This window comes from Bacillus sp. FG16, assembly GCF_057809515.1.
In genome coordinates this window covers 1-24,064 of record NZ_JBMDKC010000048.1, presented here as the reverse complement: position 1 = coordinate 24,064, position 24,064 = coordinate 1, and the positions used below count along the sequence as shown (strand labels likewise).

Here is a 24,064-nt window from a genome sequence, read left to right as displayed (position 1 = left end):
ATATAAATATTTTAAAAAAGCGCCATTCTCCGGAAGAGAATAGCGCTATAGTTTACATTTGAATTTGTTCTACTTCTTCTACATGCGACTTTTGGGATGCGTGGTCAATATATTGAAATAGGAGCTGCAATTGTTTATCAACTTCTGGTAGTTCTTTACTGTATTGATAAGCGTGTAAAAAATGCTCAATACGCTTAGAAAATAATTGATCGTTCGTTTGAACCATGAGAACGAGTAATTTATCCCAGTTACAGCAATACGTGTAATAGAGAGCTTTATCATAGTCGTTATATGTTTGCACTGTGTACCCTCCTTACCGAGAGTTATATATAGTGTGTGATAAGTAAGGAGAAATACACTTGAAAGAATTTGTTAAGAAAAAAAGTGAATGAAAAGAAAAAACGAGGAGTTTCCTCGTTTTTTAAGCTTTTGGCATTGGTGTAGGTGTTGGTTTGCCATAGCCTTCTTTGTATTTATTATCGATATAGTTACGAATTTCAAGCGTTGATTTTCCTTTTTGTTTCATGGAAGCAGATTCAACTGCGATTTCTAGGCAATTGACGCAAGTCGTTGCATGGGAGTCCCAAACAACTTCACCATTCTTTTTAATTTCACGAATAAAGCAGTTTTTATTATTTTTATGTCCTACACTTTCACCGCAACCACAATAGCATGGAATCCAATCTAATAGCTCTGCATTTTGTCCAGCGACGGTGTAGATATCTTTCATTTGTGGATCAAGCTTATCTAGGAAGGTCGGAAGTGTGTCGACTCCTTTTGTTTTCTCTTGAATGTCAGCTTGCTGAGTGTGCGATGCGTGGTCATGTTCTTCTTTTTTTGATTCAGAAGATTTTTGGTCATTTGTACCAGTACTTCCGCATCCAGCAAGAATTAAGCTTAGTACTGCAAGTAAAGAAAATACATACTTTTTCATTCGCTTGTCCCCTTTACAAATGTATTAATCAAATTGTATCAGAGATTACGGTGTATCGGTTGAAGATTTTTTCGACTGATTTTTGAAGCGCCATCTTAGCGAATGGAATAGAAATAAAAGTGGGATATAAGCGTATACAATATATAAACCCGCTTGAGATAGTACGGTATTTAATGTGTTGATACTTTCACGGTTTGTGAAAAATAAGGATGAAATAAAAATAGCTGCGATAAAAAATGGAAGTGTGATTTTAAACGGTATGTGAAAAGATCTTTTACTAATGCAACAAGAAGACCAAATGGTTAAACAAAGATTAGGTAAAATAATAAGATACCATATGAAAATAATGATGTACTCAAACCTTTGGATGAAAGGAACCTTTATAATTTTTAGCATCGTTAATGTTGGCCAAATTGTATGATGTAGTTGCCCTTGGCTATAGTACATGAGGGAAACGATGGCAAGTATTACGTATAGAATCGTTGTAAAGGCAATACCACCATGCGCCCATTTATTTAATGATTTTCCTTTTTTAATAAATGGATAAAAAACAAGAATTGCTTCAAATCCAAGAAATTCTAATGCAGATGCTTTCGCTGCAGTTAGAATATCTAAAGGTGAATGAGTGAGAATTGGGAAAATGTTACGGACATGTGCATATTTCATTGGGAAAACTAAGAAAAATAGGACGAAAATCGGTATGATAACGCCCCAAAAACATATTCCTGTTACAGAACGAAAACCGCCTCTAATTATGTAATAAGCTACAAGTAAAAATAGTAAAGTCAATTTCCACGGTTTAATTGTAGGAAAGACCCAAACTTGAATAACTTCAATATATGTACGAAGAACAGTAAGGCAAAATAATAAAAGGTATGCGGCAAAGCATACTGAAAAAAATGTTCCAATCCACTTTCCGAAGCATGTCGTATGGATATTCATTAAATCATTATCCTTTTCTAACATTTTCAGCATGCAAAATAACACGATATGAGTTGCAATACCAGCGATAATAAGAGAAATCCAAGCATCATAACCGGCAAATTGCGCAATAATCCTTTGGTATCCTAGTACACCGACTCCAATTTGAAGAGAGTGTAATAGAAGGAATGTGAAATAGGGGGAAACTGTATGTGTTTTATCTTGTCCAGTCATGATAGCACCTCACTATTCTCCAATACCAGATTGTACGACATTAATCTTTACGTTGACAGCAACGTCTACGTTAGGATACATGTCCTGAATTTGTTTCATGCTCCATTTTCTTGAGTGACTACGAATTTCTTCACGTATCCCAATTGGATCGATTTTTTTTTCTTGGAATGTTTGTATTAATTCGTTTAAATCCTTCTCAAGTTTTTTTTCTACATGTCTTTTTACGTAAGTTACATTTTCGCTCTTTGATAAATCAAGCCAACTGGGAGCATTTTTTATTAGTCCATTTAAATTCAGGTGAATGTAAACTTTCGGAATGTCACCGGCGTCGGAAAGGGAACAAACACTATTTCCAGATAAGTTTTGGGTCGCGATTAAGCCTTTATGTTTACCTTGACGTATCGGAACTTCGTAACGCCCATTTTTAGTTGGATTAATGAGTAATTTAAATAAAAAAGACCTTTTCTTATCTGTATACATAATCACTTTATCCTTTTTTAAAAATGCGAGCCCTTTAATGGAAGCAGATTTGTCTTCTGATAATTGAATGTAAGGCAGAAATGGATCGTATCCAGATGAATAGAAGTTATATAAAAAAATATTTAAAGCTGTCCGAGGGATTGTCTCGTTTTTTATGTTTTGTTCCAGTAATTCAGATAGATATAGCGATCCGTTTGTTTTGACATGTTTAAGTAATTCTTCTGCCGAACCATCCACAAGTGCTAGTTGCACATCTCGGCCAATGTTAGGATCACGTTGTAAGTTGTTAATAACATCTCCAATTCCACGTTCACCAAATGCCTTTCCAAATAGAACCACACGCATTTGACCTACAGCGATTGTATGTGGCGATTTGGCGTTTAGAAGGGAAGATATTGTTTCAATTGTACCTGCATGAGTTGATTGAGTTTCTGGTTTAGATTGTACTCCTTTTGTGTAATCTGGATATAAAATTGTCCCGCGAAATTTTTTATCTTTCATTATATCGAATCCACCTACGTGAATTATTCGCTGTGTATCGACTATATTTGCTTCTGTACAACCAGATTGGAAAATTAAAATGATAATGAAAAAGCATAATAAAATATTTTTCATTTTTCTTCACCGTCGCGTTTTTCTTTCGCCTTGTTTGGATCATAGCGCCATTTCTTTTTCGGTCTTAGAAAAGAAGCTCGTCCTGCAGTTTGACTAAATGGAAGGCGAAGAAGTCCTTCAGCTGTACCTAATCCGCGAAATGGATATAAAGGTAATAAATAAGGTGATCCAAGTGATTTTAAGCGAATTAAATGAGCCAATATGAATACAAATCCGACGATAAGACCTACACCACCAAATGCTCCAGCTAAAATGATGAGAGGGAATCGTAATATCCGGATAGTAGAAGACATTTTTACTGTTGGTGTTGTAAAAGAAGCTAGTGCTGATAAAGCAACTGCAATTAATAAAATGTTACTCGTTAAAGCAGCTTGAACAGATGCTTGGCCAATTACAATCCCGCCAACGATGCCGATTGTTTGTCCAACTTTTGTAGGTAATCGTGCTCCAGCTTCACGGAGCAATTCGATTGTGATTTCTAAAAAAAGTGCTTCTAAAATGGGCGGAAAGGGTACATTAGCTCTTGAAAAAATAATCGGACCTAGTAAATCCACAGGAATCATTTGATAGTGATACGTTAATACAGCTGTATAAATAGCTGATGAAAATAGCGAGAATGCTGCTCCGAAAAAGCGAACTAATCTAAGAAATGAGCCAGCTATCCATGGTAAATAATAATCTTCTGGAGAGACGAAGAAATCGAGTAATGTTGCTGGTCCAGCTAATGCATATGGTGAACCGTCGGTTAAAATGACAACCCCTCCATTAAGTAATGCATAAACGGAGCGATCTAAACGCTCTGTAGGGAGTAAAACAGGGAAGGGAGAGTTACTATTATCACTAATAAACTGTTCAATCATAGTTGCATCGAAAGGGTAATCAAAATCAATATCTTGTAGCCGTTGCATTGCGGTGTTAATATGCTGTTCATTTGTAATTCCTTCGATGTAAGCAACTACGATTTTGGTTTTTGACATAGAACCAACGCTAACTTCTTTGAAGATTAATTGCTCGGTTACGATATTTCGGCGTAATAAATGTATATTTATATCAACATTTTCAACAAAACCAACTTTAGGGCCAATAACACTATATTCATTTTCCGTGTCATTTACTAAACGAGTTCCTAAAACGGTACTTTCAGCGCGTAGAAGTGCATAAGCTTCTTGCTCTGAACCTTTTTTTAGCTGTAATAATACGTATCCACCTAATAATTTTTCACGAATATCATCAATGGAAGGAGAGATGATGATGTCTTCAATAGATACAATATTTAAGATATCATCAATATGTTGGATCTCGTCCAATTTATCTTTTATAGGTGCTAAAATGAATCGTTTAATAATAAGTGATTCTACTGTCGATTTATAATAAAACAAACATAATGTCCCATCTTCTATAACGTTAGAAGAAGAAAAGTCGCTGGATTCTTTCATAGCATGAATAAACTCTGGGACAGAACAGACGGTTTGTTTTTTCTTTTTTGATGTTAAACGAAACATTTTTGCACCCCCTAATATATCATTTACTTGTGTTAGTTTTTGGGAAAGACGGGAATTTATACTTAAAAATTAAAAGTTTATAAAGAAAAGGAAGAGTAGTGAATACCTCTTCCTTTTTGGCGTGTTAATTTGTTTTCGTCTCTTTAATAGACTTCACTAATTTCATCATTTCCGCTCGTATATCTTCTCTTTTTACATTTAATTTTTCGGCAATTTGTTTAATGTCCATTCCGTCTTTTTTCATTTTTAATACATCATCAAGAGGGGTATTGCTTTTTTGAGAGATGATTGTTAACACAGTAAGATGACGCAATTTGATGTTATATTCTTTCATTTTTTGCTTTAACTGATCCGGTGTGGATTTTTGCATAGTTGCCAACTGTTGTAGTAGTGCTTGTTTTGTTTCTTTATTCATATGATGTTTTTTCAGCTTACTTGGATCTACACCGAAATGCTCGGCTGTTTTCTCCCAAGATTTATTTTGCTTATAGTAAGCTAAAACGTCTTTTATTTCTTTATTACTAATTCTTGCAATATGAGCAGCTTTCCAAATTTCATGTTTGTTATAACCGAGCTTTTCTAGCGACTGCATTTCTTCTTCTAAAATTGGTTTATGGTGATGCATTGTTACTTCTTTCGGTGTGGTAGCAGAAGCGGGGAAGATAATTGCTCCGCATAATAATGCTGCCATAGTCATACTTACCGCGATTTTTTTGTACATGTAAACTCCTCCTAGATGGATAGTGTGGAAAACTGTACACATATCATTTCCATAAAATGTGAAATACTTGTGAACAAGTTAAGTTTTTTTATTCACAGCATGGAATGATGTTTTTAGAAGTTTTCCAACATAAAACATTGATTAATAGTAAAAAACTAAGGTATAATCGAAATTGAAAATCAATATCAATACTGAAGATAAACTTATACATATAGATAAAAATAAGGGAGAGATAAATATGACTACATATACTTCCATCGCTAATGTGATTAAAGAAAGGCGCTCTGTTCGTACATTTACAGACAAAGCAGTAGAAAAAGATTTATTAATTGAACTATTAAACGATGCAACATGGGCACCAAATCATAAGCACCGTGAACCATGGAATTGTAAACTATACATCGGAGAAGGCCGCAAGAAATTAGTAGATGCAGTATTAAACTCTTTCACAGAAGAAGAAAGAGCGAAACGCGGTAAAATTTTATCAGATCGTTTCTTAAGCACGCCTGCACAAATCGTTGTATATATAAATGAAGATCCGCGTCAAATTCAACGTGATGAAGATTACGCTGCAACATGTGCATTTATGCAAAACTTCCAACTTCTTGCTTGGGAACGCGGATTAGGTTGCGTTTGGAAATCAGGCGGATTAAACTACAATCCATTATTTATAGAAGGAATCGGTTTAACAAGAGGACAACGTATCGTTGGAATTCTTCATATCGGCTATTTCGATAAAGCGCCAGAAGGAAAAGCTCGTACTCCGATTACGGAGAAGATGGAGATTATTGAAGGTTAATAGATGAGACATTCTCGTTTTTGCGGGGGTGTCTTTTTATTATGCAATCAATCCTCATGAAAGCTTGTTTTTCATCATACACTTTCTTAAGGGAAAGTGTAAGGAGGGAAAATAATGAGAGCGAGTGACGATAAAGCACTGCAATATGCGATTGCGGAAATTACGGAAATTGCGACTGGATTTGGGCTTGATTTTTATCCGATGCGTTATGAAATATGTCCAGCGGAAATTATTTATACATTTGGTGCATATGGGATGCCGACAAGGTTTTCACATTGGAGTTTTGGAAAACAATTTTTCAGAATGAAATTACAATACGATTTGGGACTTAGTAAAATATACGAACTCGTTATTAACTCTGATCCATGTTACGCCTTTTTATTAGATACGAACTCTTTAATTCAAAACAAATTAATTGTCGCGCACGTTTTAGCACACTGTGATTTCTTCAAAAATAATATTCGTTTTTCAAATACGAAGCGAGATATGGTAGAGAGTATGGCGGCAACAGCGGACCGTGTGAAAGCGTATGAGCATAAGTACGGAAAAGCAGAGGTAGAAACATTTTTAGATGCCGTACTTGCCATTCAAGAGCATATTGATCCGTCGCTTATGCGTCCGAAGCTCGCATGGAGTATTGATGATTTAGAAGAGGACGAAGTAGAAAAGAAAAAGGTTTCGCAATACGATGATTTATGGAATTTAGATAATCGCAATAAAAAGCAGGAACGTTCTAATGTGCGTAAAAAGAAGAAAATCCCACCACAACCAGAGAAAGATTTACTTCTCTTTATTGAAGAATATAGCCGTGAGTTAGAAGATTGGCAGCGTGATATATTAACGATGATGCGCGAAGAAATGTTATATTTTTGGCCGCAGCTTGAAACGAAAATCATGAACGAAGGCTGGGCGTCCTACTGGCATCAACGCATACTTCGTGAAATGGACTTAACATCTGATGAAGCAATTGAATTTGCGAAATTAAATGCAGGTGTTGTACAGCCATCAAAAACAAGTATTAATCCATACTACCTCGGTATTAAAATGTTTGAAGATATTGAAGAACGGTACAACAATCCGACTGAAGAAATGAAGCGACGAGGCGTAAAACCAGGATCTGGCCGTGATAAAATGTTTGAAGTACGCGAAATTGAATGGGACGTATCGTTCCTAAGAAACTACTTAAATAAAGATCTTGTTATGCGAGAAGATATGTACTTATTCCAGCGCCAAGGAAAAGAATATAAAGTAATAGATAAAGAATGGGAAAATGTGCGTGATCAACTCGTAAATATGCGGACAAATGGTGGGTTCCCGTACTTAGTAGTAGAAGATGGAGACTACTTAAAGAACGGAGAATTATACATTAAACATAGTTATGAAGGAATCGAACTCGATTTAAAATACTTAGAAAAAGTATTACCATATCTTCATCAGCTATGGGGAAGAACGGTGCATATGGAGTCCATCGTGGAGAGTAAGGGCGTTGTGTTTTCTTATGATGGGAAGATGGTGCATCGGAAGTATGTGTGAGGGGAAGAACGGACATAGGATACTGTGTCCGTTCTTTTTTATTTGAAATAGGAAAAATATGCTATTCTTGAAAAAAGGGAGTTACATAGAGAAATGGAGTGATCCAAATGAGCAAAATAGGGGTATGTAAGATTGATATTACGCCGCCTGTAGGTATTGATTTTGTCGGATATCATAGAGAGACAGGCATAAATAATGTTGAAGAACGTATTTACGGGACAGTGTTTGTATTTGAAAAAGATGAAATGAAGACTGTGTTTATAAGTATTGATAATATCGGTATGTTAGTAGAAGATACGAATATGATTCGTGAACGAGTAGCGAGTGAGGTTCATGTGCCAGTTGAGCGAATAACTGTTGTTTATACACATACACACTCTGGGCCGGAAACAGTCGGTGATCATCCTTTAGTAAAGTCGTATAAAACGATTTTAGTAAATAATGTAGTGCATGGTGCTGTGACTGCGAATAACCACTTAAAGCGATGTGAAGTTGGCTGGGGTGTTACGAAAGGTGATATTGGGATAAACCGAAGAGAGAGAACATCTGATGGAAAAGCGAAGATGGGAACAAATATAGATGGTGTTGTAGATAAACGAATTGGTATGTTAGCAATAAGAGATGCTGAAACGAAGGAGTTATCTGGGGTTTTAGTATTTTGTACTGCGCATCCGAATGTTTTAAAAGGTGATAGTGATGAATTATCAGCGGATTATCCTGGAATGACGAGAGAGATTCTAGAGCAGATAGTGAACTGCCCTGTTATTATCGTGCAAGGTGCCGCTGGAAATGTGAATGCGAAATATCGCGGTTCAAGGGAAGCGTTAAAACAAATGGCTTACATACTTAGTGGACATGTATTAACGATGTTACCAACAGTTACATATAGTCCAATTGTAAAACTAAGGACAGTTTCGAGTATGATGCAAATGAAGTTGAATGATATTCCTGAAATTGATGAGATACGAAGCATGGCTCGATTAGCTGAGAAGCAGTGGGGCGTGAATACGGACGAATGGCTTACTATCGTTTTAGAGAAATATAGGCAAGGTATTCGGCGGTTAAGTATTGATTTAGAAGTGCAACTGTTTCAAGTTAATGATGGGATTTTCTCTGGCATACCGATGGAACCATTTTCAGAAACTGCCCTAGAAATGAAAGAAATCCTTCAAAATGAATTAGTTTTCTTTGGTGGATATATGAACGGATATCTTGGTTATTTACCCACAAAAGACGAATATGCATATGGCGGATATGAAGTAGAATTAAGTCCTATTGTGTATGGAACAGTTACAAATTTGTTAATGCCACCGGGAGAGAATACTGCGGAGTTGATTGTGAAGAAGGTTATGGATTTATGTAATAAGGTGAAACTTTAATGAGACAGAATTTTGAACGCAGAGTAAAGAATGTGACTAATTGTGTGATTTTGTTAAGTCAACGTAATTAATAATGATTATCATTATTAATTACGTTGACTTTTAAAAAAAGAAAAACTAGAATTTATAAAGGGATCTTCAATTGTTCGCTATCATTTGTATAGGAGGTAAGTTATGGTGTATAGCTTTATTTCTATAAGATGTAGGTTGGCTCTTTATAGTTTTGGTGTTCTTTTTATCTTTTTTTGTATAGTATTTTTGGTGAATCAAAAGGTGTATGCAGAAGATGTACCGTGGACATCAGTTTCAAATGAGGGAGAACGTGTACTTTTTCAAGAACAATCTTTGTATAGTAATGATCAAAGGGAAGAAGATCTTGTTTCGCCTTCATTTGAAGGGCGTAAACATGGTAGGGAAGATTGGGGAGCCTTCTTAGAAAATACGAAGTTAAATTATTCACCTAACATTCTTACCTATTCTGTTATAGGAATAGATGATCGAATACGGGTTAATGATACAACTTCATATCCGTATAGTGCCGTAGTCCATATAGCAACTCAGTATAATAGTGGAGAAATTTATGGATGTACAGGAGCACTAATTAGTAAAGATATAGTGCTGACAGCTGGACATTGTATTTACAATAAAGAAATTGGTGGATGGGCAACAAATGTTATTGTAACTCCAGGACGTAATGGAGGACAAGCACCGTATTTACCTTATAAAGGAACAAAACTTTACTCGGTAAGTGGATGGACTGATAACGAAAATTCAAATTATGATTATGGAACGATTAAATTAAATGGGTCTCCAGGAGATTATACAGGTTGGTTTGGATATGGAACTACCTATGTAGAATCACCAAAAGGTTTACTTGCGGTGATTCCTGGATATCCAGCTGATAAAATAGGAAATGAACGTTACACAATGTGGAGAGATTATGGTCCAATTGAAGATGGTAATCCTAGCAGACTAACATACAAGATTGATACTTATGAAGGGCAAAGTGGATCACCTGTATATCATTATTTTGATACAGGTATCAAAATAATAGCCATTCATACAAGAGGGAATAAAAATATGAATTTTGGAAATCGGATAACAGACAATGTGTTTAATAATATTAAAAGATGGTCTGAATAAATATAGTAAATCCATTTGGATTCATTTTCTTAGACTTTGGTATTTAAGAATTTTAAGCGAAATATATTTAACTTCAAGTGAAACTATTGAGTTTGGAAATTTAAATGTAGGTGTAGTTCAGTTATCTAAAACAAGTATGCCCTCATACTACACCATCTTTAGGTATTGATGTAATAGTAAAGAAAGTTATAGAACAGAGCTATATGAAAAAGAACTTGGAAATATCTAAGTTCTTTTTTTGTTTCAAATTTGTGAAAGAAAGACATATTGATTGAAATTAAATTTTTTATACTCTATCATATACCCATACAGGTATAGGTTTTTGTGGTACATGAGAAAATTAAATAGTATGGAGGTTTAAAATATGTCCAGAAAAATAGTTGTAGTAGGCGGAGTTGCCGGCGGGGCATCAGTAGCTGCAAGGCTTCGTCGTTTAAGTGAGGAAGATGAAATTATTATGGTTGAACGCGGTGAATACATTTCATTTGCAAACTGTGGATTGCCATATTATATTGGCGGTGTCATTACAGAAAGACAAAAATTATTAGTACAAACTGTTGAAAGGATGTCAAAGCGTTTTAATTTAGATATACGTGTATTGAGTGAAGTGGTAAAGATTAATAAAGAAGAGAAAACAATTACTATAAAGAATGTAACTACAGGTAAAACATATAACGAGGAATATGATGTTTTGATTCTTTCACCAGGGGCGAAACCAATTGTTCCACCTATTCCGGGCATTGAAGAAGCAAAGGCGTTGTTTACGTTACGAAATGTACCTGATACAGATCGTATAAAAGCGTATATTGATGAGAAGAAACCACGTCATGCGACGGTTATTGGTGGTGGATTTATTGGAGTGGAAATGGTTGAGAATTTAAGAGAACGTGGGATTGAAGTTACTCTTGTAGAGATGGCGAATCAAGTGATGCCACCAATCGATTATGAAATGGCAGTATATGTACATGAGCATATGAAGGTGCACAATGTTGAGCTTGTTTTTGAAGATGGTGTAGATGCGTTAGAAGAGAATGGGACTGTTGTACGTTTAAAAGGTGGCTCACTTATAAAAACAGATATGATTATTTTAGCAATTGGTGTACAACCAGAGAGTAGTTTAGCGAAAGATGCAGGATTAGCATTAGGAGTTAGAGGAACGATAAAGGTAAATGAGAAATTTCAAACATCTGACCCATATGTATATGCAATTGGTGATGCGATTGAAGTGAAAGATTTTGTTACAGAAACAGAAACGATGATTCCTTTAGCGTGGCCAGCTAATCGTCAAGGTCGCATGTTAGCAGATATTATTCATGGTCATACGGAGTCTTTATATAAAGGTACGATGGGAACTTCTGTGGCTAAAGTTTTTGATTTAACAGTTGCTTCGACTGGAGTAAATGAGAAAATATTAAAACGATTAAATATACCCTATGAGGTAGTACATGTACAGGCAAATTCTCATGCGGGATACTATCCGAATGCTACGCCAGTGCTAATAAAATTAATCTTTAATAAAGAAAGCGGAAAAATTTACGGAGCACAGGCTTTAGGGCGTGATGGAGTAGATAAGCGTATCGATGTTATTGCAACGGCAATGAAGGCAAATTTAACTGTAATCGATTTACCAGATTTAGAATTATCATATGCCCCGCCGTATTCTTCTGCAAAAGATCCAGTAAACATGGTGGGGTATGCTGCAAGTAATATAGTAGATGGTTTTGTGGACACAGTGCAATGGCATGAAATAGATCACATTGTTGAAAATGGTGGGTACCTTATTGATGTTCGAGAACCTAATGAACTAAAACAGGGAATGATTAAAGGCTCTATTAATATTCCGTTAGATGAATTACGTGATCGATTGGATGAAGTACCAATGGACAAAGAAATATATATCACTTGCCAACTTGGTATGAGAGGGTATGTTGCAGCGCGTATGTTAATGGAAAAGGGATATAAGGTGAAGAATGTAGATGGTGGTTTTAAGTTGTATAGGACAGTATTGCCAGAACGTGTTGTATATTGATATTTTTCATCTTCTACTTCAAGATTTAGTGGAAGATGAAAATCTATAGATTAAGGTTTTATTTTTTGGTTTGCGAACATATAAGACAAAAATTAAAAATAGGGGTTTACAAAATACCCTATAGGGTATAATATATTGTCATAGGTTATAAATGGTGACATAATGGTAATGAGGTGATTATAGAATGGAATATAATCAAGATATGAAAAATAGATTGAAACGTATTGAAGGTCAAGTTCGTGGTGTGCTTCGTATGATGGAAGAAGGAAAAGATTGCCGAGAGGTTATTACACAGTTAACGGCATCTCGTTCTGCCCTTGATCGTACAATTGGGCTCGTTGTTGGAACGAATTTAGAGCAATGTTTGCGTGAACAGTTTGAAAGTGGTAATGGTTCAAATGAAGAGTTAATTAAAGAAGCTGTTCAATTACTTGTAAAAAGCCGATAATCTGTCAAACATAAGTGTTGACAGATTTTCAAAAACGTTTTAATATACCCATACAGGTATATGTATATGTATATGTATATGTATATGAATTGTGGAGGAATCGATTATGAGTATAAAAGTGGATATGAGTTTAGATTGTAAAGGTTTGGCTTGTCCGATGCCTATTGTGAAAACGAAGAAGGCGATAGAAGGGTTAGCACCAGGGCAGGTGATTGAAGTTAAGGCAACAGATAAAGGATCTACGGTAGATATAAAAAGTTGGGCGGGTAAAGTAGGACATCAATATATCGGGACGAAACACGAGGGTGATGTATTGGTGCATTATGTTAGGAAAGCAAACGAGCATGAAGTGAATGAAATTGTGAAATATCCTCATACAATTACGAATGCAGAATTACAGTCTATATTGTCTCATGGGGAAGAGAGCATTGTATTAGATGTTCGCGAAGCAGCGGAATTTGCTTTTGGCCATATTCCATCCGCCATTTCGGTACCATTAGGTGAATTAGACAGCGCAGTGTTAGATGAGACGAAGCAAATTTATGTTATTTGCCGAACTGGTAATCGCAGTGATATAGCTTGCCAAATGTTGAATGAGAAAGGTTATTTAAATGTGAAAAATGTTATTCCAGGTATGGTAGAGTGGCAAGGGAATATAGAGAAGTAAATTTTTTTGAACGAAAATATACCTACGGGGGTAATAAGATGAATGTTAAACCGTTACAAGCAAAAGATGTTGCAGAGAAAGTGTTATTCGGAGAGTTATTTATTTTAGATGTTCGTAATGAGGCGGATTATGAAGATTGGAAAATAGAAGGGAAACAAGTTTCTTCTATTAATAAACCTTACTTTGACTTGTTAGATGGTGTAGATCATATTGTAAGTGAATTACCTAAAGATAAAGATGTTTTAGTAGTATGTGCAAAAGAAGGGTCTTCTATATTTGTGGCAGAGCAGTTAATAGAGTTTGGATTACAAAATATTTATTATTTAGCTGGTGGCATGAAAGCTTGGAGTGAATATGTAAAGCCTATAAAAGTTGGAGATTTAAAAAATGGCGGAAGTATGTATCAGTTTAACCGCCTAGGAAAAGGCTGTTTATCTTATATGGTTGTTTCTAACGGTGAAGCAGCAGTTATTGATGCAGTAAGAACGGTTGAAGCATATGAGGAGTTTGCGAAAGAGCATGGCGTTACGATTACGAATGTAATGGATACACATTTACATGCAGACCATATTTCCGGAGGACGTAAGTTAGCTGAAAAGGTAGGTGGTACGTATTGGTTACCGCCAAAAGATGCAGAGGAAGTCGTTTTCTCATACGAACCGCTTGTTGAAGGATCTGTTATTACGGTGGGGGGTACTAAAATTGTAATTGACGCATTATACTCACCAGGGCATACGATTGGAAGTACGTCATTCATTGTAGATGATTCTTATTTATTATCAGGCGATATTTTATTTGTAGATTCAATTGGGCGTCCTGATCTTGCTGGTAAGGCTGAAGATTGGGTGAGTGATTTAAGAAATACGTTATATACACTGTATAAGGAACTGTCTCAAGATTTAATTGTTTTACCAGCTCATTATTCAAAAATAAGTGAAATGGATGAAAGAGGCGTTGTGAGTGCGAGCTTACAATATCTATTTAAAGAGAATGTAGGATTAAATATTGCTGATGAAGTGGAGTTTCGTAAAACTGTGACAGAGAATTTACCACCTCAGCCAAATGCATATGAAGAAATTCGTCAAACGAATATGGGGAAAATTCATCCGAGTGTGGAAGAAGAGCGTGAAATGGAGATTGGCCCAAATCGTTGTGCAGTGCATGAGTCATTATAAAAATAACAAATTGGAGGAATTAATGATGAATATAAACCAAGTATTAGATGCGAAGGATTTAGCATGTCCGATGCCGATTGTAAGAACGAAAAGAGCGATGGATACTTTACAATCGGGCGAAGTGTTAGAAGTACATGTAACGGATAAAGGGTCAATTAAGGATATTCCAGCGTGGGCAAACAAAACTGGTCATGAAATTGTAAAGCATGTAGAAGAAAGCGATGTACTAAAGTTTTGGATTAAGAAGGCGTAGTAAAGAAATAATTTTATAAATGTAGAGGGGGAGTTATATGAACACAATATTAAGTACGCTTTTCATTGTACTTGCTACATGGTTTGTTATTTCGCGCTTTTTACCAGTGAAAGGTGTTCAAAATATAAATGGAAAAGAATTAAAAAGTATAGTGGGGAAAAAGGGGAAGTACTTTATTGATGTCCGTACAGTAGGTGAATATAGAGGAAATCATATGAAAGGATTTCAGAATATCCCGTTAAATGAGTTAGCTAGTAGAGCAAGTCAGTTAGATAAAAATAAGGAAGTAATCGTTATTTGCCAAAGTGGAATGAGAAGTAAGCAAGCTGCAAAGATGTTGAAAAAACTAGGATTTCAGCAAGTAATAAACGTTTCAGGTGGTATGAATGGTTTGTGAGGAGGACTTTAAAATGAAAGAAATGACAGCAAAAGAATTAGAAGAAAAATTGTTAAGTAAAGAAGCAGTAAATATCGTAGATGTCCGTGAAGTAGAAGAAGTAGCTGAAGGGGGAATTCAAGAAGCATGTAATATTCCACTAAGGCTATTAGAGTTTCGTATGCATGAGTTGGATAAAAAGAAAGAATATATTATCGTGTGTCGCTCTGGCGCGAGAAGTGCAAGAGCCGTTCAATTTTTAGAAGGTTACGGTTTTCAAGCGATCAATATGGTAGGTGGTATGTTAGCTTGGGAAGGTAAAGTCATATAGCATAGAGATAAAAGATTTGAGCCTTTTTATAAACAATTAAATACCCCTATAGGTAATTTAGAGGAGGAACAACATGGAACAGCAGAAAAAAACGACAATCGTTTTATTTAGCGGAGATTACGATAAAGCAATGGCTGCTTATATTATTGCAAATGGTGCAGCGGCGTATGATCAAGAGGTAACTATTTTTCATACTTTTTGGGGATTAAATGCTTTAAGGAAAGATGAGCATGTGAATGTAAAGAAAACATTTATAGAAAAAGTATTTGGAAAAATGATGCCACGCGGTGCTGATAAGATGGGATTATCCAAAATGAATTTTGCTGGCATGGGGCCGAAGATGATTAAAGGCATTATGAAAAAACATAACGCAATGCCTTTGCCAGATTTAATTGATTTGGCGAAAGAACAAGGAATTAAACTTGTAGCTTGTCAAATGACAGTAGATTTATTAGGGTTAAAAGAGGAAGAGATTATGGAAGGGGTAGAGTTTGCAGGTGTAGGGGCATATTTAGCAGATGCTTCGGATGGGAATGTAAACTTATTCATTTAAATCACCTTCTTTTTAGAAGGCGGGGGATGTAAGATGAGCTTAGTCGTATTACTTTTTATAATTGGGTTTATAGGATCGTTTATATCAGGAATGGTTGGGATTGGTGGCGCGATTATTAATTATCCGATGATCTTATACATTCCAGTATTGCTAGGATTTACTGGCTATACGTCACATGAAGTGAGCGGTATTACAGCGGTACAAGTATTCTTTGCAACTTTTGCAGGCGCGTGGGCATACCGGAAAAGTAATGACATGAATAAAACATTAGTTATGTATATGGGAGCTAGTATATTAATAGGAAGCTTCATAGGGAGTTTCGGTGCTAACATATTAGAGGAACATACAGTTAATGTTGTTTATGCAGCATTAGCTACAATTGCAGCTATTATGATGTTTGTACCGAAACAAAATAATAGTGGAGATGTGAAGTATAATAAATGGTTAGCAAGCTTGTTAGCGTTCGTTGTAGGGGGAGCTTCAGGCATTATAGGAGCTGGAGGTTCGTTCCTTTTAGTTCCCATTATGCTAGTTATTTTAAAATTACCACTGCGCATGACGATCGCAACATCTATCGCTATTACGTTTATTTCCTCAATAGGGATTACTACCGGAAAAGTGATTACTGGGCAAGTAGTTATCATTCCAGCTCTAATTATTGCGGTTGCAAGTATATTTGCTGCGCCACTTGGAGCACGAGTCGGGAAGAGGCTAAATCAAAAAGTACTGCAATATGTATTGTCCACTTTAATTGTAGGAACTGCTGTTAAAATGTGGATTGATATGATATCGAAATAAAAGGATGGTGCTGCTTGCAGCCCATCCTTTTATTTATTGCCTGTAAACCCCACGGATTATAGTTTCACTTTATGCCCAAATAACTTTCATTAAGTTTTTATATTCGTCATTTGCTAATTTATATAGCATTCTCGTATGTTCAAAGACAAGTGCTGGATTAAAGTTTGGTTCTGAGAATGCAAGAGATGCTGAAATATCAATTGCATTTTGCTTGTTTAATGTGAATTTTGCAAAGCGATAAGATGTGTTTAATTCATTAATGACATGTAAAATATCATTTGTTGATGTTGCATCAGGCACGTGAGCAACATTGAAGCAGTATATATCCACCGTAGGATGTTCGTTTTGGAAAGCAGCGATAAGTTGAATTTTTGCGCCAGCTTCTGTCTCTAATCCTACTGAAAAATGAACAGAGCCATCATTTTCATCTATATTTTCTTCCATGTATATATCGTTGGATTTTAAGTAGTCTTTAAAATCTGAGATGTTATGTTTTACTGCAGCTTTCATATGTATGAGCCCCCTGATAATTGGAATAGATTGCTACTATTTATTATAATTTAAAAATATTAAAAAAGATAGTTAGAAAGTTCTGATTTTTGTATTTAGAAGAATAAAAAGAAGCGGTTCTCTACCTCCATAGAGAACCGCTTCTATATTATTCATTGTCATTAGATGATGTTTCTGTATCTTCACTGCTATTTTTGTTCTTATTTTTCACTTCATTGTTACTTGATTCGCGTTCACTTGAATTTTCAGACTTAGATTCTTTTGTCTTTTTCGAATCAGAGTCTGAGTCAGACTTTGTATATGCAGGTAGCCCAAGATGAGTACGAAGTTCATTTGTAACATTAGCTAATTCTTTTTTATCTGGATTGTAGTAGTAAGTTCGACCACCACCAGCAGATTTGCTACATGTATCGTCACCTTTTGCCATATAGCAATCATCACCTTGGATTTGTAATTTCTCAATTTCCGAATCCGATCCGTACTTATAGAATGAAAGCATATCATCAAATGTTAAGTTTGTAACAAATTGTCCGTTAATATCATCAATGATGTTGCCAACTTTTGTTACAGAACCAGCATTTGTTAGTTTCTTTAAAATAGCTTCGATAACGAGTTGTTGACGTTGTCCACGCATTGCATCACTATCGATGTGTCTTGTTCTAGCAAGAGCAAGAGCTTCTTCGCCATTTAACTTTTGAACACCTTTTTCTAGGTGAATTGCCTCAGCATTATCATTGCTATCTTGCTCAGTAAATTCAACTGGTACATCAACTTCAACACCGCCCAAGTCATCGACGATTTTTATAAATGATTTAAAGTTAAATTTTACAAAGTAATCGACAGGAACATTCATTAATTTTTCAACTGCATCAATGCTTGCTTGTGGTCCACCATTTTTCCCGTTTTTAGCAGAACCGAATGCATGAGCGTGTGTAATTTTATCTTTTTTCTTTTCTATTGGAATATAAGTATATGTGTCACGTGGGATACTTAATAGTTTAACAGTTTTGCTATCTTTATTAAATGTTGCAAGTAAAAGCGCATCTGTTCTTATAGCTTCACCATATTCTTTTCCTCGGACATCGCTTTCATCAACACCCATTATTAAAACAGAGACGTTATTTGTAATAGGTTTTACAGCTTTATCTCGTAAATCTGATTTATCACCGCGTGCTAAATCGTGTGCGGCATTTCGAACAGCAGAAGATGCTTTATTTACTAAAAACCAAGTATAACCGCCGCCTATTAATAAAACGAATAGTATAGCGCTTATAATAATTTTTATTTTTTTCTTATTTTTTTTCGGTTTACTGCGTGTATTTTCTTGCAAAGATGGGTTTTGCTCCATTTCCTGTACTCCTTCATTTGGATTGAAATACGACACTCATATCCACTTATTATAATGAAATTTAGCGAAAAAAAACATTACAAATCATTTACATTTCGTAAAAATTCAATTTATTTATAAAAAGTCAGATTTTCTATATATTATTTTGTAGATGTAGAATAAGTATAAGGGCTATTAGTAGAAATGAAAATATATATTATGAGAAAGCGATAGGGAAGTAAGATTTGTTGAAATATAGCCAAGAAGAAATGAGTAAGCTTACTTATTTCTTCTATATAATAAAGAAGAATTTGACGGATAAAGGAGAGAGCATAATGAATCATACATCATTCCGAGCAATCGTTGTGAACGAAACGGAAAATCATCAGTTTGTAAGAAAAGTTGTTGAGAGAGAAGTAAGTAGTTTACCTGAGGGAGACGTATTCATACAAGTTCATTATTCTTCATTAAATTATAAAGATGCCCTTTCAGCTACTGGTAATAAAGGTGTTACGAGAACATATCCTCATACGCCAGGAATTGATGCCGCAGGAGAAGTTGTGAGTAGTGAAGATAACTCCTTTAAGGTAGGAGATCAAGTTATTGTAACGGGATATGACTTAGGTATGAATACCTCTGGTGGTTTCGGAGAATATATTCGCGTCCCATCATCTTGGGTCGTGCCTTTACCAGAAGGAATGTCATTAAAAGAAAGTATGATGTATGGGACAGCAGGTTTTACTGCTGCTTTGTCGGTATATAAGCTTATTGGAGCAGGAATCAAGCCTAGTATGGGAGATGTTTTAGTAACGGGTGCTACAGGCGGCGTAGGGAGTGTAGCTGTTAGTATATTAAGTAAGTTAGGGTTTAACGTAGTAGGAGCGACAGGGAAAATGGAAGAGGAACAGATGCTACTACGTCTAGGAGCGAAAAAAGTGATTCATCGCGCGGAATTGAATGATGAATCAGGAAGACCGATGTTAAAAGGGCTATACGCCGGAGTTATCGATACTGTAGGTGGACATATGTTAGAAACAGCTTTAAAAACAGTAAAGTATGGTGGGTGTGTAACGACATGCGGTAATGTGGCAGGCCAGGAATTACATACAACGGTATATCCGTTTATTTTGAGAGGTATTAGTCTTTTAGGGATAGATTCCGTGCAATGCCCAGTGGATGTAAGAAGAGATGTGTGGATGCTTTTAGCGAATGAATGGGGAAATAAAGAGTTACTATCTTATACAGAAGAATGTACATTAGAAGAGTTAGAGAAGAAGTTTACACTTATATTGCAAGGAAAGTTAAAAGGAAGAACTGTTATAAATATGAAATAAGAAAAGAGACGCTTAAGTTAGCGTCTCTTTCTTATTATAATGATTGTTTTAAATTGATTTTACCTTGTTCGCCTAAAACACCGTCAGCGATATTTACAGCGTGATCGCCAATGCGCTCTAAGTTACTTACCATATCGACGAAGATGATACTTGCATCACCTGAACAGCTGCGTTCGTTTAGACGTAATACGTGACGTTTACGAAGAACACGTTCCATTTGGTCGATTTTGCGTTCTTTTGCAATAACAGTTTGAGCTAGTTCAGTATCGAAGTTTGTTAAAGCTTCAACTGAGTCTTGCAGTGTTGAAATTGTTAATTCAAGCATTTCGTTTAACTCAGCTAATGCTTCGTCTGATAGTGAAACACGGTTTGAAATTTGGAAATCTACAAGTTCTACAAGGTTTTCTACATGATCGCCGACACGTTCAATATCCCCAACAACACCTGCTAAAACAGAATGTTTTTCAGAATCCGTAGGTGAAAGTGGCTTTTCTGATAGTAAAACTAAATACTCGGTAATTTTTTTATCTAAATTGTTAATAGCTCCTTCTAATTGAGTAGCCATGTTTGCGTGTTTTTTGTCTTGTGTATTTAAAAATTGATTTGCTTCTTTTAATCCATGTAATGAGAACTCAGCCATACGGATAATCTCTTTTTGAGCTTCAGTTAAAGCGATGGCTGGAGATTGTTCAATAAAGATTGGATTTAAATGTTGTGGTTTGAAGTCGATAGCTGCATCCTCACCACGAATGATTTTTGTTACAATCCATGCTAACACTGCAATGAACGGGAATTGAATAATAGTATTTGTTACGTTAAACGTTCCATGTGCAAATGCGATTGTCATTTCTGGGTTTAAATTTAATGACGTTTGGAAGTATTGAATTAAATTTGTAAAAGGTATTAATAAAATTGTAAAGATGATCGTACCGACGATATTAAAGATAACGTGAACTAATGCTGCACGTCTCGCTGCAATTGAAGTACCGATAGCTGCTAATACTGCTGTAATTGTCGTACCGATGTTATCACCGAATAATACAGGAAGAGCAGCTTGTAAATCGATTGCACCTTGACCGAATAGTTCTTGTAAAATACCGATAGTTGCACTTGAACTTTGTACAATTAACGTAAAGACTGTACCAACAACAATACCTAAAATTGGATTATCACTCATGCTAACTGTTAATTCTTGGAACGATTCTAAAGAGCGAAGAGGCTTCATACCTGTGCTCATTAACTCTAAACCGAAGAATAACATACCAAAACCGAATATAACTTGACCTAAAGAATGTACTTTTTTATTTTTAAAGAAGAATAATAAGATAGCTCCAACTGCCATAATTGGGAGAGCGTATTCTCCGATTTTAATTCCGATAATAAATGCAGTAACTGTCGTACCGATGTTTGCACCCATAATAACACCGATTGCTTGTCTTAATGTCATAAATCCGGCACTTACAAGTCCGACTGTTAAAGCGGTTGTTCCTGAACTTGATTGGATTAATACAGTAACTAACATACCTGCTAGTACACCCATAAGTGGGTTTGTTGTAAAACGATCTAGAATATCACGAAGACGATCTCCAGCTGCTTGTTGCAGTCCATCGCCCATGTATTTAATCCCGAATAAGAAAATACCTAATCCACCAATGAACTGGAAGATCATATCTTGAACATTATATTCCACGCATTCCACTCCTTAAATTTCATGTACGATGTAATTATTAACTGAACCTTGAGTCACTGTAAACGGTTTGTTAGTAAAATTTACACTAAATTTACAAAGGAAAGAAAAGTTTACAAACCCTTAAAGAAACAGCTGTATTTTATTGGTTTTCATCTTGTATAAATCTTAATTTTGTAAAGAAATCACACTTTTTAGAATAATATTGTTCAGTTGAATATCAAGGAAAGCCTCTGCGAGTTCATCGTATATTTTTTGATGAAAGTTAAAAAAATATGTAGGAAAATGCATGTAGTTTTATAACAGCAAAACGAGGGAAAACAATTTTTTAATACGATAAAAAAGCTACTGATTTATCCAGCAGCTTTTTCCGTATTTGTATCGCCATGCTTTTGTTTTCTTATGCTTGTAATGTAAATGAAGAGAAAAGCAATAAGTAATAGAGAGGAGTAACGATATACAGTTGCATAGTTGGTAAAATGAGCAATAAATCCAAATATAATTGCTCCAGCGCCGATTCCAAGGTCAAATGCGGAGAAGAATGTAGCCGTTGCTACGCCGCGTCGATGCGGTGCTACGCGGTCAATCATCCATGCTTGTAGTGCAGGTTGGATCGCGCCAAAACCACTTCCGTAACATGCAGCAGCAATAATTAAGCTCGGAATTGTCGTCGTATACGATAATAAAATAATACCTGTAAACGTTATAATAACTCCTGGAATGATGACGAATGTATGGCCTTTCGCATCATATAGCTTTCCAGAGAATGGACGAGTCACAGCGATTGCTAGTGCGTTACATAAAAAGAAGAGGCTAATATCAGCTATGCCGACTTCTGTAGCAAATAGTGTGATAAAACTTCCGATTCCTCCGTACATTAATGTAATACATAATATTAATAATGAAGGAAGTAAAGCTTTACGCTCAATAAATCCATCGAGAAAAGTACTAGATGATTGTTGTGGAGGCTGTTTCGTTTTTTGGATTTGAAGTAGTTTCGTTAATATTAATGAAACAATTGTGCACGATAATGCACATAAAAAAAGAATTGTGAAGTTATATGTTTGCATAAGCCATAGTCCGATAAGTGGACCGAGGGCCATTGCAATTGTTCCAGAAAGGCCAAAATATCCCATGCCTTCTCCGCGGCGAGCTGAGGGAATTAAATCAGAAACAACAGTCCCATATGTAGTCGTTGTAATACCGAAACCAGCTCCGTGTAAAATACGAACAGCAAGCAAGAGAAAGATTGTTGAGGCGAAAAGGTAACTGCCCATAGCGAGTAAACAAATAGCAGTACCGATCATTAAAATGATTTTTTTATTGAATTTTTGCAAGGCGTTCCCAGTTAGCGGTCTAACAAAAAGTGCCGCGACGGTAAACATGCCGACAACCAATCCGATATTGGAACTTGTGCCACCAATTTCTTTCACATAAACAGGTAAGGTTGGAATTAACATTTGAAACCCTAAAAACATACATAAGTTTGCAAAAATTAAAGCAACAAACTCTTTTGTCCATAACGGTTCTCGTTTTACGAGTATTGCTTCTCCCATATATTCATCCCCTATATAAAATTTTCTCTTTTCTTTCGAGTATATGTATTGGCCAATGCAACAGTCAAGGAAGGTGTCTTGAAAACGGATAACAATTTTTAAGGTGAAAAACTGACAAATTTGTGTAAAAGCTACACAACTATGAAAAAAAGATGTAAAGTATAGATGTATAGACTTGTAGGTGTTAAGAATGATAGAAATTGTTTTTTCTTTAAAGAAAGCGGATTCAAAAGAGTAGTGAACAAGAAGGGGATATATACTTTTTCACTACATATATTTGAAAAGGTTTACAATATGATGAAGAAAGAGGCGTGTACATATGAGACGATTAGGTATTTCTATTTATCCAGAACATTCAACAGTAGAGAAAGATAAGGAGTATTTAACATTAGCAAGTAAATATGGATTTACACGTGTGTTCACATGTTTATTATCTGTGGATGGAGAAAAAGAGAAAATTATAGAAGAGTTTAAAGAAACGATATCTCATGCGAATGCATTAGGGTTCCAAGTATTAGTTGATATTAGTCCGTCTGTTTTTGAACAATTAGGTATTTCGTATAATGACTTATCATTCTTCCATGAATTAGGTGCGTACGGTATTCGTTTAGATGTTGGTTTCTCAGGATTAGAAGAATCAATTATGACTTATAATCCGTATGGTTTGAAAATTGAGATTAATATGAGTAATGGTACGAAGTATGTATATAAGTTACGTTTAATATTTTAACAATTGTTCAGTTCCTAACCTTTGAAGCA

The 24,064-nt window shown here is 35.5% G+C and carries 24 protein-coding genes and 1 pseudogene; 15 read left to right on the top strand and 10 right to left on the bottom strand.

All coding sequences use genetic code 11. From position 1 onward, the window contains the following. Positions 1-52: 52 nt before the first annotated feature. The 6 genes from ACODS7_RS17940 to ACODS7_RS17915 all read right to left on the bottom strand — a co-directional run bounded on the left by ACODS7_RS17940 (position 53) and on the right by ACODS7_RS17915 (position 5,407). Positions 53-301: a YhdB family protein gene (locus ACODS7_RS17940; RefSeq protein ID WP_001195459.1), complete on the bottom strand. Its 249-nt coding sequence runs from the start codon at positions 299-301 to the stop codon at positions 53-55. A gap of 120 nt (positions 302-421) precedes the next feature. Beyond that, complete coding sequence (locus ACODS7_RS17935) at positions 422-934, bottom strand: PCYCGC domain-containing protein (RefSeq protein ID WP_000761026.1); 513 nt, start codon at positions 932-934, stop codon at positions 422-424. Positions 935-979: 45 nt separating this feature from the next. Further along, positions 980-2,089 (bottom strand): GerAB/ArcD/ProY family transporter, encoded by a 1,110-nt coding sequence (locus ACODS7_RS17930; RefSeq protein WP_029441669.1) that lies wholly within the window; start codon positions 2,087-2,089, stop codon positions 980-982. A gap of 12 nt (positions 2,090-2,101) precedes the next feature. Further along, positions 2,102-3,184 (bottom strand): spore germination protein GerYC, encoded by a 1,083-nt coding sequence (gene gerYC, locus ACODS7_RS17925; protein ID WP_029441670.1) that lies wholly within the window; start codon positions 3,182-3,184, stop codon positions 2,102-2,104. After that, the gene (gene gerYA / locus ACODS7_RS17920) at positions 3,181-4,686 is read right to left on the bottom strand and encodes a spore germination protein GerYA (protein ID WP_029441671.1); all 1,506 of its coding nucleotides are present in this window, start codon (positions 4,684-4,686) and stop codon (positions 3,181-3,183) included. Before gerYA ends, gerYC begins: the two co-directional genes overlap by 4 nt. A 124-nt stretch (positions 4,687-4,810) precedes the next feature. Continuing rightward, positions 4,811-5,407, bottom strand: a complete 597-nt coding sequence (locus ACODS7_RS17915) for a hypothetical protein (RefSeq protein WP_243168724.1) — start codon at positions 5,405-5,407, stop codon at positions 4,811-4,813. 238 nt (positions 5,408-5,645) lie between these two features. Between ACODS7_RS17915 and ACODS7_RS17910 the strand changes: the two genes are divergently transcribed. The 13 genes from ACODS7_RS17910 (at position 5,646) to ACODS7_RS17850 (ending at position 16,891) form a co-directional block, all read left to right on the top strand. Further along, positions 5,646-6,206 carry a nitroreductase family protein gene (locus tag ACODS7_RS17910; RefSeq protein ID WP_000214819.1) on the top strand — a complete coding sequence of 187 codons (561 nt, stop codon included), beginning with the start codon at positions 5,646-5,648 and terminating at the stop codon, positions 6,204-6,206. Positions 6,207-6,320: 114 nt separating this feature from the next. Further along, positions 6,321-7,739, top strand: coding sequence for a stage V sporulation protein SpoVR (gene spoVR, locus ACODS7_RS17905; RefSeq protein WP_048564410.1), 1,419 nt, complete (start codon positions 6,321-6,323; stop codon positions 7,737-7,739). Between the two features lie 107 nt (positions 7,740-7,846). After that, positions 7,847-9,118: a neutral/alkaline non-lysosomal ceramidase N-terminal domain-containing protein gene (locus ACODS7_RS17900; protein ID WP_048564411.1), complete on the top strand. Its 1,272-nt coding sequence runs from the start codon at positions 7,847-7,849 to the stop codon at positions 9,116-9,118. Positions 9,119-9,292: 174 nt separating this feature from the next. Beyond that, positions 9,293-10,261: a trypsin-like serine peptidase gene (locus ACODS7_RS17895; RefSeq protein WP_048564412.1), complete on the top strand. Its 969-nt coding sequence runs from the start codon at positions 9,293-9,295 to the stop codon at positions 10,259-10,261. A 364-nt stretch (positions 10,262-10,625) separates the two neighbouring features. Then, positions 10,626-12,290 (top strand): CoA-disulfide reductase, encoded by a 1,665-nt coding sequence (gene cdr, locus ACODS7_RS17890; RefSeq protein ID WP_048564413.1) that lies wholly within the window; start codon positions 10,626-10,628, stop codon positions 12,288-12,290. A 184-nt stretch (positions 12,291-12,474) separates the two neighbouring features. Further along, positions 12,475-12,738: a metal-sensitive transcriptional regulator gene (locus ACODS7_RS17885; RefSeq protein WP_000456206.1), complete on the top strand. Its 264-nt coding sequence runs from the start codon at positions 12,475-12,477 to the stop codon at positions 12,736-12,738. Positions 12,739-12,844: 106 nt separating this feature from the next. After that, positions 12,845-13,405, top strand: coding sequence for a sulfurtransferase TusA family protein (locus tag ACODS7_RS17880; RefSeq protein ID WP_016082766.1), 561 nt, complete (start codon positions 12,845-12,847; stop codon positions 13,403-13,405). A gap of 38 nt (positions 13,406-13,443) precedes the next feature. Next, positions 13,444-14,580: an MBL fold metallo-hydrolase gene (locus ACODS7_RS17875; RefSeq protein WP_016082765.1), complete on the top strand. Its 1,137-nt coding sequence runs from the start codon at positions 13,444-13,446 to the stop codon at positions 14,578-14,580. Positions 14,581-14,602: 22 nt separating this feature from the next. Next, positions 14,603-14,833 carry a sulfurtransferase TusA family protein gene (locus ACODS7_RS17870; protein WP_048564414.1) on the top strand — a complete coding sequence of 77 codons (231 nt, stop codon included), beginning with the start codon at positions 14,603-14,605 and terminating at the stop codon, positions 14,831-14,833. 37 nt (positions 14,834-14,870) lie between these two features. After that, positions 14,871-15,230, top strand: coding sequence for a rhodanese-like domain-containing protein (locus ACODS7_RS17865; protein ID WP_016082763.1), 360 nt, complete (start codon positions 14,871-14,873; stop codon positions 15,228-15,230). A gap of 13 nt (positions 15,231-15,243) precedes the next feature. Next, positions 15,244-15,540, top strand: coding sequence for a rhodanese-like domain-containing protein (locus ACODS7_RS17860; protein ID WP_029441681.1), 297 nt, complete (start codon positions 15,244-15,246; stop codon positions 15,538-15,540). A gap of 73 nt (positions 15,541-15,613) precedes the next feature. After that, positions 15,614-16,093, top strand: coding sequence for a DsrE/DsrF/DrsH-like family protein (locus tag ACODS7_RS17855; RefSeq protein ID WP_000437741.1), 480 nt, complete (start codon positions 15,614-15,616; stop codon positions 16,091-16,093). 33 nt (positions 16,094-16,126) lie between these two features. Then, entirely contained in the window at positions 16,127-16,891 is a 765-nt protein-coding gene (locus ACODS7_RS17850) for a sulfite exporter TauE/SafE family protein (protein ID WP_000060742.1), read from the top strand. Between the two features lie 69 nt (positions 16,892-16,960). Here the strand turns inward: ACODS7_RS17850 and ACODS7_RS17845 are convergent, their stop codons facing one another. Together ACODS7_RS17845 and ACODS7_RS17840 are read right to left on the bottom strand one after the other, a co-directional pair. Further along, the gene (locus ACODS7_RS17845; RefSeq protein WP_000642361.1) at positions 16,961-17,401 is read right to left on the bottom strand and encodes a hypothetical protein; all 441 of its coding nucleotides are present in this window, start codon (positions 17,399-17,401) and stop codon (positions 16,961-16,963) included. A 148-nt stretch (positions 17,402-17,549) separates the two neighbouring features. Next, positions 17,550-18,749 carry an LCP family protein gene (locus tag ACODS7_RS17840; protein WP_016082761.1) on the bottom strand — a complete coding sequence of 400 codons (1,200 nt, stop codon included), beginning with the start codon at positions 18,747-18,749 and terminating at the stop codon, positions 17,550-17,552. Positions 18,750-18,976: 227 nt separating this feature from the next. On the opposite strand from ACODS7_RS17840, the gene ACODS7_RS17835 reads away from it, so the two are divergent. Then, complete coding sequence (locus ACODS7_RS17835) at positions 18,977-20,062, top strand: YhdH/YhfP family quinone oxidoreductase (protein WP_243168726.1); 1,086 nt, start codon at positions 18,977-18,979, stop codon at positions 20,060-20,062. A 34-nt stretch (positions 20,063-20,096) separates the two neighbouring features. Here ACODS7_RS17835 and ACODS7_RS17830 read toward each other — a convergent pair whose 3' ends face one another. Next, positions 20,097-21,752: a Na/Pi cotransporter family protein gene (locus tag ACODS7_RS17830; RefSeq protein ID WP_243168725.1), complete on the bottom strand. Its 1,656-nt coding sequence runs from the start codon at positions 21,750-21,752 to the stop codon at positions 20,097-20,099. A 350-nt stretch (positions 21,753-22,102) separates the two neighbouring features. Further along, positions 22,103-23,305, bottom strand: coding sequence for an MFS transporter (locus ACODS7_RS17825; protein WP_016082758.1), 1,203 nt, complete (start codon positions 23,303-23,305; stop codon positions 22,103-22,105). Between the two features lie 319 nt (positions 23,306-23,624). Between ACODS7_RS17825 and ACODS7_RS17820 the strand changes: the two are divergent. Continuing rightward, a pseudogene (locus tag ACODS7_RS17820) lies at positions 23,625-24,011 on the top strand (MupG family TIM beta-alpha barrel fold protein); the annotation flags it as partial. Positions 24,012-24,064: the final 53 nt, after the last annotated feature.

Bases quoted from the DNA above. Each gene is read 5' to 3' on its own strand.
- spoVR (WP_048564410.1), top strand. From the start codon at position 6,321: ATGAGAGCGAGTGACGATAAAGCACTGCAATATGCGATTGCGGAAATT.
- ACODS7_RS17875 (WP_016082765.1), top strand. From the start codon at position 13,444: ATGAATGTTAAACCGTTACAAGCAAAAGATGTTGCAGAGAAAGTGTTA.
- gerYA (WP_029441671.1), bottom strand. From the start codon at position 4,686: ATGTTTCGTTTAACATCAAAAAAGAAAAAACAAACCGTCTGTTCTGTC.
- ACODS7_RS17850 (WP_000060742.1), top strand. From the start codon at position 16,127: ATGAGCTTAGTCGTATTACTTTTTATAATTGGGTTTATAGGATCGTTT.
- ACODS7_RS17930 (WP_029441669.1), bottom strand. From the start codon at position 2,089: ATGACTGGACAAGATAAAACACATACAGTTTCCCCCTATTTCACATTC.
- ACODS7_RS17840 (WP_016082761.1), bottom strand. From the start codon at position 18,749: ATGGAGCAAAACCCATCTTTGCAAGAAAATACACGCAGTAAACCGAAA.
- ACODS7_RS17895 (WP_048564412.1), top strand. From the start codon at position 9,293: ATGGTGTATAGCTTTATTTCTATAAGATGTAGGTTGGCTCTTTATAGT.
- ACODS7_RS17845 (WP_000642361.1), bottom strand. From the start codon at position 17,401: ATGAAAGCTGCAGTAAAACATAACATCTCAGATTTTAAAGACTACTTA.
- ACODS7_RS17865 (WP_016082763.1), top strand. From the start codon at position 14,871: ATGAACACAATATTAAGTACGCTTTTCATTGTACTTGCTACATGGTTT.
- ACODS7_RS17885 (WP_000456206.1), top strand. From the start codon at position 12,475: ATGGAATATAATCAAGATATGAAAAATAGATTGAAACGTATTGAAGGT.
- cdr (WP_048564413.1), top strand. From the start codon at position 10,626: ATGTCCAGAAAAATAGTTGTAGTAGGCGGAGTTGCCGGCGGGGCATCA.
- ACODS7_RS17910 (WP_000214819.1), top strand. From the start codon at position 5,646: ATGACTACATATACTTCCATCGCTAATGTGATTAAAGAAAGGCGCTCT.
- ACODS7_RS17855 (WP_000437741.1), top strand. From the start codon at position 15,614: ATGGAACAGCAGAAAAAAACGACAATCGTTTTATTTAGCGGAGATTAC.
- ACODS7_RS17935 (WP_000761026.1), bottom strand. From the start codon at position 934: ATGAAAAAGTATGTATTTTCTTTACTTGCAGTACTAAGCTTAATTCTT.
- ACODS7_RS17825 (WP_016082758.1), bottom strand. From the start codon at position 23,305: ATGGGAGAAGCAATACTCGTAAAACGAGAACCGTTATGGACAAAAGAG.
- ACODS7_RS17900 (WP_048564411.1), top strand. From the start codon at position 7,847: ATGAGCAAAATAGGGGTATGTAAGATTGATATTACGCCGCCTGTAGGT.
- ACODS7_RS17860 (WP_029441681.1), top strand. From the start codon at position 15,244: ATGAAAGAAATGACAGCAAAAGAATTAGAAGAAAAATTGTTAAGTAAA.
- ACODS7_RS17870 (WP_048564414.1), top strand. From the start codon at position 14,603: ATGATGAATATAAACCAAGTATTAGATGCGAAGGATTTAGCATGTCCG.
- ACODS7_RS17915 (WP_243168724.1), bottom strand. From the start codon at position 5,407: ATGTACAAAAAAATCGCGGTAAGTATGACTATGGCAGCATTATTATGC.
- ACODS7_RS17880 (WP_016082766.1), top strand. From the start codon at position 12,845: ATGAGTATAAAAGTGGATATGAGTTTAGATTGTAAAGGTTTGGCTTGT.
- gerYC (WP_029441670.1), bottom strand. From the start codon at position 3,184: ATGAAAAATATTTTATTATGCTTTTTCATTATCATTTTAATTTTCCAA.